Consider the following 14,099-nt stretch of genomic DNA (forward strand, 5'->3'; position numbering starts at 1 on the left):
GACTGCGCACTCTTCACCTTCGTTTCTGTCTAACATCACGGTTTATTCAGGAGCCGTTGTGATGTCATCCCCAAAATATTCCTCACTGATTTCAGAAAGGGTTCCATTTTCTCGAAGTGTTTCCAGCGCTGTATTGATCTCATCTAGTAATTCTGTGTTTTCCTTCGATACAGCGACGGCCTGCTCGCTGCGTTCAATCATTTCCTTCGCCTCGATATCCAGTCCTTCACCGGAAGCTTCCTTTCCGGTCAGAAAATCGGTAATGACAGCATCGTGACGGCCCTTGGACAAGGATTGCAGGGCCACAACATCACTGTCGTAGGTCTTTATATTCTCCGTCACTTCTTCTGCATACTGACTGTATGTGGATCCCTTAGAAAGAGCAATCTCTTTGCCCTCCAGATCCTCAAGGGTTTCAATGTCACTGTCTGCACGGGTGAAAATCTGTGCACCTGAGTAATAATAAGGTGTCGAGAAGTCCACCTCCTGCTTACGCTCGTCTGTAATCGTATGGCTGGCGACCGCTGCGTCAAAACGACCGGTTTTCACCCCTTCTACAATACTTGCGAACTTCTGTTTCTGAGGACTTGGTTCAAGTCCCAGTTCCTCTGCAATGGCGTTGGCCACATCAATATCGAAGCCCTCCATCTCTCCATCGGCCCCTGTCATACTGAAAGGACGGAACTCTCCGGACGCCGCAAAGGTAAATGTCCCTTCCTCCACCAGCTCGTAATCCGTATTATTTTCTGATGTATCCTCTGAACCACTGTCTCCTTCATCTCCGGAAGCTCCTTCTTCACTGCTTCCACAAGCAGCAAGGAAAAGCACCAGAGTCATGAATAACAGCAGCATTCCATTCATTTTCTTCATCAGCCCTGTATCATCCCTTCTCTGTTTGTCATCGTTCTGTAATATTAAAAGTATATCGATTTATCAAATATTTCCCAAAATTAGTGAGATTCTAAAAATGGGTATATAGAAGGGTACAGCGGATATAATGCATAAATACTACATATGCCTTATAAATACTCTATATTCCTCCTCTTTAATAGAAAAATACATAAAAAAACCGCTCTCCCATAGGGAGAACGGTCTGATTTTATACCTTCAGATGAGAGAGCATCGCTTTCCAGGCTTTATCTTTTCCTTCACCTGTTTCGGATGAAAATGGAATAAGGGTATCCTCTTCTTCCATTTCCAGCACCTCCTGAATCATTTTCAGCTGCTTATGGCGCTGCCCTTTTTTAATTTTATCCAGCTTTGTTGCAATGACCATCACCGGCACGTCAAAATGCTTCAAATAGTCATACATCGCCTGGTCATCCTCGGAAGGCTTATGACGGACGTCAATGATAAGCGCTGTCGCTTTCAGCTGTTCACGCTCGGCAAAATATTCCTCCATCATTTCTCCCCATTTGGCCCGTTCCTTTTTGGAAACTTTCGCATACCCATAGCCGGGCACATCAACGAAATGGAATTTATCATTAATGATATAAAAATTAAGCGTCTGCGTTTTTCCCGGCTTGGAAGATGTCCGGGCCAGGTTCTTTCGTTGAATCATCTTGTTAATAAACGATGACTTACCGACGTTGGAACGCCCGGCAAGGGCGATCTCCGGAATCGGTTGGTTGGGATACTGTTTCCTGCTCGCCGCACTAATGACGATGTCTGCGGTATTAACCTTCATGTGCACCCTCCGCCAATGCCTGATCCAATACTTCATCCAAGTGTTTCACAGGGACGAAGGTCAAGCCTTCTTTAATACTGTCTGGAATATCTTCCAGGTCTTTTTTATTTTCATCAGGAATAATGATTTTCGTTAAGCCCGCCCGGTGCGCACTCAAGGATTTCTCCTTCAAGCCGCCGATCGGAAGCACACGGCCGCGGAGTGTGATTTCACCAGTCATCCCGACTTCCTTGCGGACAGGACGTCCGGTAAGAGCGGAAACAAGAGCGGTGGCCATCGTGATACCCGCTGAAGGCCCGTCTTTCGGTGTCGCTCCTTCAGGTACGTGAATGTGGATGTCGTTCTTCTCCACAAATTCCGGATCAATATCAAGCTCAGCTGCGCGTGAACGGATATAGCTGAATGCAGCCTGAGCGGATTCTTTCATGACATCTCCCAGTTTACCCGTCAACGTCAAGTTGCCTTTTCCTGGATAGATGGACACTTCAATAGAAAGTGTATCCCCGCCCGCTGTCGTATAGGCAAGACCGGTGGCTGCACCAATTTGATCTTCAAGCTCTGCCCGTCCATAACGGAATTTTGGACGGCCGAGAAGTTCTTCAAGCATTTTTTCGGTGACGACGACGCGCTGCTTGTCACCGGCTACGATAATCTTCGCCGCTTTCCGGCACAATCCGGCCAGTTCTCTTTCCAATCCCCGGACACCCGCTTCACGGGTATAGCGGCGGATCAGTTTGAGAAGGGCTTCTTCTCTCACCTGCAGCTGGCTTTTCTTCAGTCCGTTTTCCTTAATCTGTTTGGGAAGCAGATGCTCTTTGGCAATCTGCTGTTTCTCCACTTCTGTATAACCGGCGATCGTAATCATTTCCATCCGGTCGCGCAACGGTCCGGGGATGTTGGCTACGTTGTTCGCCGTAGCTATGAACATAACTTTCGATAAGTCATAGTTTTCTTCAATGAAATGATCACTGAATGTCCCGTTCTGCTCTGGATCGAGCACTTCAAGCATCGCAGAAGAAGGATCACCCCTAAAATCGCTTGCCATTTTGTCGATTTCATCCAGAAGGAAAACAGGGTTGACGGTTTCCGCCCGCTTCATTCCCTGAATGATCCGACCCGGCATCGCTCCGATATAGGTCCGGCGGTGACCACGGATTTCAGCTTCGTCCCTCACACCACCAAGAGATACTCGGACAAATTTACGATTGATGGAACGTGCGATGGACTTGGCCAGAGATGTTTTCCCAACCCCTGGAGGTCCGGCAAGGCATAAAATCGGCCCTTTAATCGTCTGGGTGAGCTTCTGGACAGCCAGATACTCCAGTACCCGTTCCTTCACTTTCTCAAGTCCGTAGTGATCTTCATCCAAAATACCTTCCGCACGGTTTACATCCAGGTTGTCTTCCGTTTCCTCAGACCAAGGCAGAGAAACGAGCCATTCGATGTAGTTGCGGATGACAGAGCTTTCTGCAGAACTTTGAGGCACCTTCTCATAACGGCCAAGCTCTTTAAGAGCAACCTGTTCCACCCGTTCCGGCATGGAAGCCTTGTCGATTTTCTCTTTCAGCTGAGCGACTTCTCCAGTTTTCCCGTCTTTATCACCGAGTTCATTCTGGATCGCTTTCATCTGTTCGCGGAGATAGTATTCCTTCTGCGTTTTCTCCATCGATTTTTTCACCTGACGACCGATCTTCTGTTCGATCTGCAGCACTTCTCGTTCATTGCCGATCAGTTCAATCAGCTTATTCAAGCGCTTTTTCACATTACGGGTTTCCAACACGTCCTGCTTGTCCTTCAATTTAATCGGCAGGTGGGAGGAGACGATATCAGCCAGGTGGCTTGGATCATCCGTGTCCGCTACAGTGTTGTACGTTTCCTGTGTGACTTTTTTCGAAACTTTCACAAACTTCTCGAATTGATCGAGCAGCATGCGCATCAATGCTTCTTCTTCGTTTTTATCTTCATGTTCATCTTCAATGATTTTAATAGAGGCCCGGTAAAAGTCGCCATCCTCACTGAATTCATCCATACCTGCCCGGTGCAGCCCCTCGACGAGCACACGGTTGGTTCCGTTCGGAAGCTTCACCATCTGCTTGACGCGGGCTACAGTCCCTACGGAATAAAGGTCTTCATACGCTGGTTCATCAATGTTCACTTCTTTTTGAGAAACAAGAAAAATTTCATTATCATCCATCATGGACTGCTCCAGGGCCTGGACAGATTTCTCCCGGCCGACATCCAGGTGTAACACCATGGACGGGTAGACAAGCAGTCCTCTGAGAGGAAGTAGAGGTATATTGTTTCTTTGTTTGTCTGTCATCTATTTGCACCTCCGATAAATGCGGATACGTAGTTTAATCATATAGAAATGTAAGTGGAAAGTAAACGAAACGATACCAGATGGTGCCAACACGCATAGCCCCGGCCTCGAGTCAGGCAGGGGAGCTTTCCTTATGGTATCCCTATTATAAGCAGAAACCACGGTTTCATGCTTGGATCGAGCCTGCAAAGCCCCTATAAAAAAGCCGTGCTACAGTTATTCGTAGCACGGCTTTTTCAAGGGGAACCCCCTCAGGCGTTACGCACTTTCTTTCGGTGACTGTTTGTTGTCATCCTCTACGGTTCCATCTGTAAGCACAAGCTTTGGACGGCCGTTTTCCGCTTTGACTGTATCTTTCGTGATAATACACTTCTCGATATCATCGCGGGAAGGAAGTTCATACATCACATCAAGCATGATGCCTTCAATAATGGAGCGGAGGCCGCGTGCCCCTGTCTTCCGTTCAATGGCAAGACGGGAAATTTCACGAAGCGCTTCCTCTTCCATTTCCAGCTCAACATGGTCGATTTGAAGCAGCTTCTGATACTGTTTGACAAGAGCGTTTTTCGGTTTTGTAAGAATTTCAACCAACGCTTCCTCATCCAGCTGCTCAAGACTGCCGATAACCGGCAGACGTCCGATGAATTCCGGAATAAGACCGTAGCTTAGAAGGTCTTCAGGCAGCACTTTCGTCAGAAGGTCCTTTTTCTCTGCTTCGTCCGTCACCTGCTCGGAGCCGAATCCGATCACTTTTCTGCCCAGGCGGCGTTTGATAATCTGGTCGATCCCATCGAAGGCCCCACCCACGATAAACAGGACATTCGTCGTGTCAATCTGGATGAATTCTTGATGAGGATGCTTCCGTCCACCTTGTGGAGGAACACTCGCCTGCGTTCCTTCAAGGATCTTAAGAAGCGCCTGCTGAACACCTTCACCGGACACATCACGTGTAATGGAAGGGTTTTCGGATTTACGTGCTACTTTATCGATTTCATCAATATAGATGATTCCTTTTTCTGCTTTCTCTACATCATAATCAGCAGCCTGGATCAGTTTAAGAAGAATGTTCTCCACATCCTCCCCGACATAACCGGCTTCTGTAAGAGACGTGGCATCTGCAATAGCGAACGGAACATTCAAGATACGTGCAAGGGTCTGGGCAAGCAGTGTTTTACCGCTTCCGGTAGGTCCAAGCATCAGAATGTTACTCTTCGCAAGCTCCACCTCATCATTTTTCACTCCGGCGTTAATACGCTTGTAGTGGTTGTAAACAGCGACGGAGAGGTTCTTTTTCGCCTGATCCTGTCCGATGACATAATCATTCAGAATGTCACGGATTTCCTGAGGTTTCGGAACTTCCTTGAACTCCACCTCTTCTTCGTTGCCAAGCTCCTCTTCCACGATTTCTGTGCACAATTCAATGCATTCATCACATATATATACGCCAGGTCCTGCAACGAGTTTTCGGACTTGTTCCTGACTCTTTCCGCAGAAAGAACATTTCAATTGTCCTTTTTCATCGTTAAATTTAAACATACGTTTCACCCCTTAATAAAATGACGCAATCGTTGCGACTGAAGTTACTGATACGACGCCAACGTTTCGCTTCTTTTGCCCATCATACCAAATAAACTCCAAACACAAAAGCAATACCTTTTAGAGGTGTGCCGTCAATTCCTGCGACACCCTCATTATGTAGATATAAAACGCATAAGTCAAACCTTTGAGCATCTTAAATAGTATATGTAAAAACGCTTGGAAGTATCATTATTTTCCCCACAAACCACCCCGCCTAAACGGTGTTTCCGAAGAAAATATATGAGAAGACAAGGTACCCGGGCACCTTGTCTTCCACCAGTATTATTCAGCTTTGCTGTTTTCGACAAGAACGTCGATGGCTTTGCGGACTTTCAGATCTTCTTTGATCATGTCCGTGTTACCGCCAAGCATCTGCGTCAGCTGAGCAACATCTGTCTGGTACATGCCAGCCATGTTTTCTAGTTCAGCATTGACATCTTCGTCGGTTACGCCGACATTTTCCGCCTCGGAAATAGCTTCAAGAGTCAAGTTCGTTTTCACACGCTTCGAAGCATCTTCTTTCATCTGCTCGCGAAGGGCGTCTTCGTCCTGACCAGTGAACTGGAAGTACATGTCTTTCGTCATGCCCTGCATCTGAAGACGCTGTTCGAATTCCTGAACCATACGGTCAAGCTCTGTGTCGACCATGGCATCCGGAATTTCAACCTCTGCATTGTCAGAAGCTTTGTTTACAAGAGTTTCACGCTTCTGGTTGTCTGCATCGGTTTTCTTCTGGTCTTCCAGACGCGTGCGTGTTTTCGTTTTAAGTTCTTCCAGGGATTCGACTTCTTCGTCGACATCTTTCGCGAATTCATCATCAAGTTCTGGAAGCTCTTTGCCTTTGATTTCGTGAACTTTCACTTTGAAAGTAGCCGCTTTACCAGCAAGCTCTTCTGCGTGATATTCTTCAGGGAATGTGACTTCCACTTCTGTTTCTTCGCCGGCCTGCTTACCAACAAGCTGCTCTTCGAAACCAGGGATGAAAGAACCGGAACCTACTTCAAGAGAGTAGTTATCCGCCTGGCCGCCTTCGAAGGCTTCCCCATCAACGAAACCTTCGAAGTCCATAACGACTGTATCGCCGTTCTCAATGGAACCTTCTTCTTTAACAACAAGCTCAGCCTGACGCTCCTGCATCTGCTTCAGTTCGCTGTCTACATCTTCGTCTGTAACTTCTGTACTTTCTTCTTCAAAAGTAAGACCTTTGTATTCGCCAAGTTTCACTTCAGGCTTCACCGTTACTTCAGCAGTGAAAATCAAGTCCTGGCCTTTTTCGATCTGCTTCACGTCAACTTCGGGACGGTCAACCGGCTCGATGCCCGCTTCGTCCACTGCGTTAGAGTAAGCTTCCGGAAGGATGATATCAAGAGCATCCTGATACAGAGATTCTACTCCGAAACGCTGTTCGAATAATTTACGAGGTACCTTCCCTTTACGGAATCCAGGTACCTGTACCTGTTTAACTACTTTTTTAAAGGCAGAATCAAGCGCTTTGTCGAACTCGCCTGCAGGTACTTCAACTGTTAATGTACCTACATTGCCTTCTTGCTTTTCCCATTTTGCTGACATAAAAAATTCCCTCCAACATCTATTCACATTTTCGTCCGGAGACGATGGTTTACTGATTCTATGACTCTGATTACATACGAATCTCTTTTGCAACCATTACATTATAACATAATCCCCGCTGCTTTCAAGGCGTGACCCTCATTGGTTTTTCTAGGAACCGGTCACGAAAACATAATGCTGCTCACACAGTTCAATTTCTGATTTATACCGGTCCACTTCTTCTAAATGGGGATCCGGTTTATATGGAAGCTGCAGGTATTCATGTCCGAGCTGTTTCAGCGCCTCGACGAGCAGCGGCACTTCCTCTTCATCAGGGAACAGCGGGTAACGAACATAACAGTAGTGAAACAGCAGGTTATTAACCATCTCGTACATGGTCGGGTTTTTCTGTTCCACCTGGCCGAGCCTCATCTGGATCTGCTTCATAATGTAATCATGCTGAAGCATCGATAAATGGCCGGGGACAATAGTCATCTCGACCCCGAATTTAGTCAGGGCCACTTCTCTATCCACACGTCCATCTCTAAACCATTCCAAAATCGAGGATTTTACCATGGGGTGTACGGCTGGTTCCTGAAGGTAGACGATAAACTCCTCCAGATAATCATGGGGGTCCTGTTTCTTTAGTTGATCGAGGGTCTGCCACTGCTTATGTATGTGATCTGATTCCAAGGCTTCCTTGAAGGCGAGAGACAATTCCTTCCCCTGCTCCCTGCGGCTGTCTTCCAACAGCTTTCTGCTCACTTCATACATCTGCCACAGCTGTGTACGGCTCTGATGGGGGATGTCCTCGGATTCAAAAACTTCATCGAGCAGGTCAATAATATCGCTGTAACGGCTGCTTTGGAAAAGGATCGTAATATAGATATGTAAGTAATGGTAATACTGGTCGATCGTTTCCTTCATCTGCTCCTGACACAATTCCTCAGCCTGATCAAAATGACCGAGCTCAATCCAGCTCATCAGGAGCCCTGTAATGACATCATGGCCGGCCTGATTATACTCGACAAGTGGTTCGAAGGCTTCAGCCGCTTCCTTGTAGCGCTTTTCCTTCAAAGCCTCCAGTCCCGACTGCTCCAGTCTCGATTTCCATCCAGGAAACATCACAAGGTTTCCTCTTTTATTCTCCATAAGACACCCTTCCCTAAAAAACGTCCTTATTTCCTTATTCTATCCTATCGCTGCTCCGTTCAAACCATCGTTCCTCAGCTTATTACGCTATACTAAAGCAAATACAACAGAAATACAATTGAAATCCAGTGTCCCCTCTCCACTTTCCGCTATTCCTGTTGTTTAGACACGAACAAACAGGAATGTACACGTCCGCATCAATCGTATAGAAGAATAATTTCTTAATCCTCAATCAATTGTGCAAAACAGGTCTTTCTACTCATGATGAAACAGATTTTTTTGCTAGAATAAGTAAATGTCAATAAAATAATAACGAATCATACGCTAAGGAGTTGTATCGTTTTGTCACTGCTTGATGATCAAACCTTGCTGGAAACCTATCTGGAGTCCGTAAAGCTTCAGCTGGACGACGAATTTGTTCACTTAGTCACGCAAGAAATTGATAAACGATCCATCCAACTACCAACCGAGAATTCCACACATCTTATATAAATGGACGTGGAAAAAGGCATGCAGTCATCTGCATGCCTTTTTCATTTACTGATTAGAGGTTGTTCCTTGTTTCCCGGACATCTTCGCTAAACTCGGGATGACATTCTGCAGTTGTCCGGCCTGACCAGTCATCATGCTGTATGTGGCCGCACCGATACCGACCGAAGCGATAACCGGCAGCCACTGCACATTTTTCTTTTCCATCCTGATCACTCCTCAAATCGGTTGGCTTAAAGCCTCTCTTATTGTCTGCACCCACCCTCCGACTATGACCGGCAATCTTTTGCGTTTCTGCCTTTAAATCCCTCGCATGAGTCTTCGTATAAGAAACACCGGCCATAGAACAATCCATCCAAGCAGATAAAACATATATACCGCCTGCTCCTGTTTGTCCTTCAGCACCGGTTCTTTTTTAAAAAAGCAGAAAAACACGCCGATGAACAGATATGTGAAAAGCAGCACATCCACCACTCCTTCCCTCCATAGCGTATGAGAAAAAGAGACGCTGTGACGCTTTTCCAAAGCAGACGTTTTCTTGAAATTCCTTAGAGGATCCCTGCATAAAATGGTATAATCATACATGAGGTGATACGTATGAGTGCCATCATATTATTCGACGGGGACTGCCATTTCTGCGACAAAAGTGTCCAGTTCATCATTCAAAGAGATCCCCGCAGCCGGTTTCAATTTGCATCGCTTCAAGGTGACAAGGGACGAGAACTGCTTTTGCAGTATAACATTCCTGACGACACCGACAGTCTTGTGTTAATCCAGAACGGAAAAGCCCGTCTGGAATCCACCGCCGCTTTGACGATCAGCCGGCAGTTGAAAGGATTCTGGAAGCTTACGTACTTTTTGATTCTGATCCCAAGACCGCTGCGCAACGCTTTTTACCGGTGGTTTGCATCCAATCGTTACAAATGGTTCGGAAAAAAAGACGTTACTTGTCCTATACCATCGCCGGATGTTCGTAAACGATTTTTATAAAAATTGATATAAATGGAGGGACCTGCCATCAGCGGTCAACAAGTCCAGCATCTGAAAATTACGTCCAAGGAGTTTACAAAACGCGCGGTTTTCATCACGCTCGGTGCCATCATTATGGCTGTAGGACTGGAAATTTTCCTCGTTCCTAATCAGGTCATTGATGGTGGAATCGTCGGAATCTCCATTATCCTGTCGCATTTGACGGAATGGAAACTCGGGCTGTTCATCTTCCTATTGAATATCCCATTTTTCTTTCTTGGATATAACTTGATTGGAAAAACATTTGCCTGGTCAACGGTGTACGGAATTGCCATCCTTTCAACGGCCACAACTGTACTTCATCCGGTCCCTGCCTTTACCGATGATATTCTGCTTGCGACATTATTCGGGGGATTTATCCTCGGGATCGGTGTAGGAATGGTCATCCGCTACGGAGGTTGTCTTGACGGGACAGAAATCTCTGCAATTCTGATCAGCAGCAAAATCCCCTTTTCTGTCGGGGAAATCATTATGTTCATCAACCTGTTCATCCTTGGAAGCGCGGGCTTCGTCTTCGGATGGGACCGGGCAATGTATTCCCTGCTTGCCTATTTTGTTGCTTATAAAATGATCGACATTACGATTAAAGGACTGGATGAATCAAAGGCTGTACATATCATCAGCGATGAATACGAGAGCATCAGTGAAGCCATCATCCAGCGCCTCGGCCGCGGCGTCACCTTTTTGAAAGGAGAAGGAGCCTTCTCCAATGACGAGAAAAAAGTGATCTTCTGCGTCATCAACCGGTTAGAGGAAGCGAAGCTGAAAGCGCTCGTCCAAGAGCACGATGAACAAGCCTTCATGGCGATCGGAGATATCGCCGAAGTGCGGGGCGGCCGTTTTAAGAAAAAAGAAATTCACTAAAAAGAGGCGCTTTTCACTGCGCCTCTTTTCTATGGATGTCTCTTTCGTATGGATGGTTACGTGCCGCTCATCCGTGGATGTCTGTTACGGGTACGGCCTCACTCGGAACGAGCGCTGCTTTTCCTCACCCCTGTGTACTTCTTTTTCAGTCTCGGGATTCTTCTTTCAGCACGCGCCTTAGGATTTTACCCGCGCCGGTCTGAGGGAGGGATGTGCGGAATTCGACAAACGCCGGAACTTTATAACGGGCCATATGGGCTTTTGCCCATTGGATCAATGCTTCTTTCTCCAGTGCTGCTTCCTCTTTTAGAACAATGAACGCTTTGACGACCTCCCCCTTTGATTCATCCGGCACACCGATGACAGCCGCCTGGGAGATGGCAGGATGTTCCTTCAGTAATGCTTCGACATCTTCAGGGAAAATGCTGAATCCTGACGATTTGATCATTTCCTTCAGACGCCCCTGGAAATATAAATAGCCGTCTTCGTCGAAATAACCGATATCACCCGTATGCATCCATCCGTCCACCAGCACTTCCGCTGTCGCATCAGGCCTCCCCCAGTAGCCTTTGAAAACACCGGGACTTTTCACAGCGATTTCCCCTGACTCACCGAGGGGCAGCTGTTCTTTTGTTAATGGATCGCGGACAGCCAGTGATGACCCAGGAACAGGAAGGCCGACAGATCCGAATTTCACACCGTCACCGGGCATATAGGTGTCCACGGTATGCGTCTCGCTCAGACCGTAAGCCGCCTCATACAACGAACTGTCCGGCGCAAAAGAGCGCCAGCGTTCTGCCAGATCTTCTGTCACAGGCATACCGAAGCTCGTACACAAATTGAGCCTCAGAGCATCCGCTTTTTCCCCGTCCGCCACGGATAACACAGCCTCATTCATCGGGGCGATGCTGTACCACACCGACACATCGTAAGCAGTCAGTGCTTTGACCACCTGCCGGGGATCAAACCTCGCAAACAACACACAGGGGGAACCGGTAAACGCCGGGATGTTCACGCCCATCACCATTCCCGCAATGTGACAAAGCGGCATCACCGCAAGCCACGTCTCTTCCTCTTCCACCCCATTCGCTTCCACAGCCGCTGCTGTTTTATACAAAGCATTTTCATACGTGAGCATCGCCGCTTTCGGTCTACCGGTCGTTCCTGACGTGAAAGCAAGCAGAGCCGTATCATCCAAATCGATATTTTCAGACGCTTTTAGTGGTTCCGATTCGTTTACAGCATCGCTCCAGTGGGTTTCCTTATTCTCTAGTTTCAAATCCGGAACCCTAAAGTCACCCGGCACTTCCCATTCGGTCTGCTCAGGGATATAATCTTCGTAAGAAACGACAAGAACCGCATGAAGATCGCTGTCTGTTTTTCTCACATCACTTAACAGTTCCCCACCGGTAAATAGTCCTTTCATGCCGACTTCCTTCATTAAATAGGTTAATTCGCTCGCTTTGTACATCGGGTTCAACGGACAGACAATCCCACCAATTGACTGGATGGCATAGTGGGCAATGATATACTGCGGGCTGTTCTGCATATAAAGCCCGACCCGGTCCCCTTTTTCAAAACCCTTCTGTGACAAAAATCCAGCCATCTTTTCAATATCATTCAAAAGCTCCGCCCACGTCAGTGTGGATCCATAATAAAAGTAAGCAGCCTCATGCGGGCGCTCCTCTGCGTGGTGTTGGACGTATACGAGAAGCGGGTGTTTTCCAAGAGGGTACATGTTCTCTATTTGATGCCGTTTCATTTCGCTTTTCATTCGATTCCTCCTTATGTGGACATCGGCCAGTCTGCCAGCCGTCTTTCACTTTTATCCGACGCCGTTCGTAAAAACCGAAGCAGAAAATCCCGGGTCTGTTCCGGCTCGATGATTTCCTGAATCAAGAACTTACCCGCGGCTTTCGCTGGTGAGCTGTCGAAGCTCCACTGTTCCAGATAAGCCGCACGGGCTTCAGAAGGATTGTCCGCCTGCTTGATCTGCCTTCCATAAACAACATTCACACCGACGTCGGGGCCGGTAAAGTTAATTTCAGCCTCCGGCCAGGCAGCCACCACGTCCGCCCCCATGCCTGGACCACCCATGTTTCCATAAGCCGCTCCAATGCTTTTGCGAATGACGATGGAGTACTTGGGAACAGTGGATTTAGCAAGCGCCGTATTCCAATTCATAATCTTTGAAGGCATTTTCCGCTTTTCTGCCTGACTGCTGATCCTGAACCCGGGAGTATCATGAAGAAAAATCAATGGAATATGATAGGAATCACAGAGGCAGATGAAATCCACCGCCTTATCACACTCCTCCGGCCCTGGAGCTCCCGCCATATGAAGCGGCTGACTCGCCACCACTCCTGTTACTCGCCCGTCCATACGCGCAAGACCTGTCAGGAGTGCTTTTCCGTAAAAAGGTCGGTAAGCCATAAAGGATTCCGGATCGACAATCTCACGAATGAGTTTATTCATGTCATACGGACGTCTCATGTTCGAAGGAACAACAGCCGCTGCGTTTTCCCCTGAAGATGAGGGCGAAGGCACAGATACTTTAAAAGGAGGCGTGTCTTCATATGAAGAAGGCAGATAGCTGAAAAACCGCTTCATAGCCGTTATCGCTTCTTCCTCTGTTTCAGCGACGTGATCAATCTGTCCGGTATATGCCGCATGCATATCAGGCCCCCCAAGGTCTTCGGCTGTAATCTCTTCTCCACTCGCCATCTCCAACATCCTCGGCCCGGCAACGGCCATTCCCGTTCCGCGCACCTGTGTGACAAAATCCGATGTCACGGCCATCCACGTCGGACCGCCGAAGCTGTCCCCAAGAATGGCGGTAAGGGTCGGGGTTTCTCTGGAGTGATCCAGCAGACAGTTCGGAAAAAGCTTGTCACTGATTCCGTCTGAACCCATCCCATCCGGCATCCGCAGCCCACCACCTTCACACAAATTAAAAAGCGGCAGCTTCCTCTTTTTCGCGTACTGATGAAAATACTCACTCTTCCGGAGATGAACCTCCCCCTCCGTTCCAGATAACACACTCACATCCATCGCCTGAACAACCGCTTCCCGGCCATCGACACGGATCAAACCGCCGATCAGCCCATCGGCAGGCGTCCGTTCTTCCATTCCCGGGACAGATGAATGGGCAGATTTTCCGAGTTCAAGAAAGGATCCGTCATCAGCAAGCAGGTGAATTCTTTCATGAGCAGTAAGCTTGATAGCCTTTTGTTCTGTAGAGGAATCGGTTTGTTTTTCGTTTGTTTTCATAAGAGCCTCCTTTAGATACTGACTGGTTGGTATGTAGTGGTCAAAAAATATAGGGTTTATATTTGTAAGTATAGGTTAATTAATCTGAAAATTCAATTCTTTTAAGGGTGACCTGATATATTACACTGTGAAAGCTTTTTGCTTTTCCAGTTAGTTTTCCAA

The 14,099-nt window shown here is 47.4% G+C and carries 13 protein-coding genes; 3 read left to right on the forward strand and 10 right to left on the reverse strand.

The features are described from left to right. Nucleotides 1-42 precede the first annotated feature (42 nt). The 6 genes from QMA39_RS07330 to QMA39_RS07355 form a co-directional block, all read right to left on the reverse strand. The gene (locus QMA39_RS07330; RefSeq protein ID WP_027955239.1) at nt 43-870 is read right to left on the reverse strand and encodes a transporter substrate-binding domain-containing protein; all 828 of its coding nucleotides are present in this window, start codon (nt 868-870) and stop codon (nt 43-45) included. 229 nt (nt 871-1,099) lie between these two features. Next, complete coding sequence (gene yihA / locus QMA39_RS07335) at nt 1,100-1,687, reverse strand: ribosome biogenesis GTP-binding protein YihA/YsxC (protein ID WP_281658296.1); 588 nt, start codon at nt 1,685-1,687, stop codon at nt 1,100-1,102. Then, entirely contained in the window at nt 1,677-4,007 is a 2,331-nt protein-coding gene (lon, locus tag QMA39_RS07340) for an endopeptidase La (protein ID WP_281658297.1), read from the reverse strand. The genes yihA and lon overlap by 11 nt, the downstream gene beginning before the upstream one ends. 258 nt (nt 4,008-4,265) lie before the next feature. Then, nucleotides 4,266-5,543: an ATP-dependent protease ATP-binding subunit ClpX gene (clpX, locus tag QMA39_RS07345; protein ID WP_027955236.1), complete on the reverse strand. Its 1,278-nt coding sequence runs from the start codon at nt 5,541-5,543 to the stop codon at nt 4,266-4,268. 324 nt (nt 5,544-5,867) lie between these two features. After that, entirely contained in the window at nt 5,868-7,154 is a 1,287-nt protein-coding gene (gene tig / locus QMA39_RS07350) for a trigger factor (RefSeq protein ID WP_206935372.1), read from the reverse strand. Nucleotides 7,155-7,304: 150 nt separating this feature from the next. Continuing rightward, nucleotides 7,305-8,285, reverse strand: a complete 981-nt coding sequence (locus QMA39_RS07355; protein WP_281658298.1) for a tetratricopeptide repeat protein — start codon at nt 8,283-8,285, stop codon at nt 7,305-7,307. 342 nt (nt 8,286-8,627) lie between these two features. On the opposite strand from QMA39_RS07355, the gene sda reads away from it, so the two are divergent. Then, nucleotides 8,628-8,777: a sporulation histidine kinase inhibitor Sda gene (gene sda / locus QMA39_RS07360; RefSeq protein ID WP_277988129.1), complete on the forward strand. Its 150-nt coding sequence runs from the start codon at nt 8,628-8,630 to the stop codon at nt 8,775-8,777. A 45-nt stretch (nt 8,778-8,822) separates the two neighbouring features. Here the strand turns inward: sda and QMA39_RS07365 are convergent, their stop codons facing one another. Further along, the gene (locus QMA39_RS07365; RefSeq protein WP_281658299.1) at nt 8,823-8,981 is read right to left on the reverse strand and encodes a hypothetical protein; all 159 of its coding nucleotides are present in this window, start codon (nt 8,979-8,981) and stop codon (nt 8,823-8,825) included. Nucleotides 8,982-9,074: 93 nt separating this feature from the next. Continuing rightward, nucleotides 9,075-9,248 (reverse strand): hypothetical protein, encoded by a 174-nt coding sequence (locus QMA39_RS07370; RefSeq protein ID WP_281658300.1) that lies wholly within the window; start codon nt 9,246-9,248, stop codon nt 9,075-9,077. A 123-nt stretch (nt 9,249-9,371) separates the two neighbouring features. On the opposite strand from QMA39_RS07370, the gene QMA39_RS07375 reads away from it, so the two are divergent. Both QMA39_RS07375 and QMA39_RS07380 read left to right on the forward strand, forming a co-directional pair. Then, the gene (locus QMA39_RS07375) at nt 9,372-9,764 is read left to right on the forward strand and encodes a thiol-disulfide oxidoreductase DCC family protein (RefSeq protein ID WP_281658301.1); all 393 of its coding nucleotides are present in this window, start codon (nt 9,372-9,374) and stop codon (nt 9,762-9,764) included. A gap of 12 nt (nt 9,765-9,776) precedes the next feature. Further along, the gene (locus tag QMA39_RS07380) at nt 9,777-10,667 is read left to right on the forward strand and encodes a YitT family protein (protein WP_027955232.1); all 891 of its coding nucleotides are present in this window, start codon (nt 9,777-9,779) and stop codon (nt 10,665-10,667) included. A gap of 145 nt (nt 10,668-10,812) precedes the next feature. On the opposite strand, the gene QMA39_RS07385 is transcribed toward QMA39_RS07380, so the two are convergent. Together QMA39_RS07385 and QMA39_RS07390 are read right to left on the reverse strand one after the other, a co-directional pair. After that, the gene (locus QMA39_RS07385; protein WP_281658302.1) at nt 10,813-12,441 is read right to left on the reverse strand and encodes a class I adenylate-forming enzyme family protein; all 1,629 of its coding nucleotides are present in this window, start codon (nt 12,439-12,441) and stop codon (nt 10,813-10,815) included. An 11-nt stretch (nt 12,442-12,452) separates the two neighbouring features. Continuing rightward, a complete protein-coding gene (locus QMA39_RS07390) occupies nt 12,453-13,937 on the reverse strand; it encodes a carboxyl transferase domain-containing protein (protein WP_281658303.1) in 1,485 nt (494 codons plus the stop codon). Nucleotides 13,938-14,099 lie beyond the last annotated feature (162 nt).

The organism is Halobacillus sp. Cin3 (assembly GCF_947311855.1).
GTDB classification, from domain to species: Bacteria; Bacillota; Bacilli; order Bacillales; family Halobacillaceae; genus Halobacillus; species Halobacillus kuroshimensis.

Coding starts and splice junctions, on each gene's coding strand:
- QMA39_RS07330 (WP_027955239.1), bottom strand. CDS start 870: ATGAAGAAAATGAATGGAATGCTGCTGTTATTCATGACTCTGGTGCTT.
- yihA (WP_281658296.1), bottom strand. CDS start 1,687: ATGAAGGTTAATACCGCAGACATCGTCATTAGTGCGGCGAGCAGGAAA.
- lon (WP_281658297.1), bottom strand. CDS start 4,007: ATGACAGACAAACAAAGAAACAATATACCTCTACTTCCTCTCAGAGGA.
- clpX (WP_027955236.1), bottom strand. CDS start 5,543: ATGTTTAAATTTAACGATGAAAAAGGACAATTGAAATGTTCTTTCTGC.
- tig (WP_206935372.1), bottom strand. CDS start 7,154: ATGTCAGCAAAATGGGAAAAGCAAGAAGGCAATGTAGGTACATTAACA.
- QMA39_RS07355 (WP_281658298.1), bottom strand. CDS start 8,285: ATGGAGAATAAAAGAGGAAACCTTGTGATGTTTCCTGGATGGAAATCG.
- QMA39_RS07365 (WP_281658299.1), bottom strand. CDS start 8,981: ATGGAAAAGAAAAATGTGCAGTGGCTGCCGGTTATCGCTTCGGTCGGT.
- QMA39_RS07375 (WP_281658301.1), top strand. CDS start 9,372: ATGAGTGCCATCATATTATTCGACGGGGACTGCCATTTCTGCGACAAA.
- QMA39_RS07380 (WP_027955232.1), top strand. CDS start 9,777: ATGGAGGGACCTGCCATCAGCGGTCAACAAGTCCAGCATCTGAAAATT.
- QMA39_RS07385 (WP_281658302.1), bottom strand. CDS start 12,441: ATGAAAAGCGAAATGAAACGGCATCAAATAGAGAACATGTACCCTCTT.
- QMA39_RS07390 (WP_281658303.1), bottom strand. CDS start 13,937: ATGAAAACAAACGAAAAACAAACCGATTCCTCTACAGAACAAAAGGCT.